We start from the raw sequence: 822 nt of genomic DNA on the forward strand, positions 1-822 counted from the left end.
ATCCTGCCAGGCATAGATGTCGTTGTCTTTCGCGCTGGTCACACGAGCCGTCATGGTGCCGCTGACCTTAGGTCGGGCAAGCAGTGCGGGACGCCAGCAAAGCGTCTCACTGTAAGGCACGGCATTCAGACTGGCCTGGAATGCGGAGCGCCGGCTCGCACTGACATTGATTCGGGTGATGAAAAAGGGCGTCTGCAACTGCGCAGGCAGCGTGGGTATGCCTGTCTCGGTGACAGATAAAACGTGGCCCGGGCTGATAAAAGCGTCGTTGCATATACCCGTTATCAGCGTCTGTCGGGCAAGAAAACGTTCATGGTCGAGACGGGCATAAAAGTTTGCGGTCTCGGCCTCCGGAACATACTTATCACCGCTGTAAGGATGGCGCGGACGATAGTGATAAACCTCCCCGTAAGTGATGTTGTCACCATCACCCCGCGTCATATCGGCCTTCACCGACCGCAGCACGCGCTGTGCCTCACGGTGGTTATAATCCTTAGTCACCACTCCCGCTTCAACCACGTTATGGGTCAGATTCAGATTCCAGATGGATTGCTGGGCGTTGTCTTCCAGGCCCGATGGGCTGTTTAGCGGCAGCGATTTCTGCTCAGAATAAGCGCTCTGCGCGTCACCAAACCGTATGATCTCAGTCTGCGTATCGGGCTGAAGCGTGAAGTAGTAGAAGATGCCGATTTCAGACAGCAGACGCTGAACAAACTTCAGGTCACTTTCCTGATACTGGTTAATCTGTTCCCTTCTGGGATAGTCATGCTTCAGGCTGAACTCATATTCCCACCCGTGAAAACCATGCTCATCCAGTATCTG

Annotated in this window: 1 protein-coding gene; it reads right to left on the minus strand. The window is 54.3% G+C overall.

The window, feature by feature from the left end; all coding sequences use genetic code 11:
• Window positions 1–822 (minus strand): type VI secretion system tip protein VgrG (gene vgrG / locus VI01_RS24535; RefSeq protein ID WP_045817000.1); only part of this gene is annotated, 822 nt, incomplete at both ends.

This window comes from Pantoea sp. SM3 (genome assembly GCF_000963995.1).
Lineage (GTDB): Bacteria > Pseudomonadota > Gammaproteobacteria > Enterobacterales > Enterobacteriaceae > Pantoea > Pantoea rwandensis_B.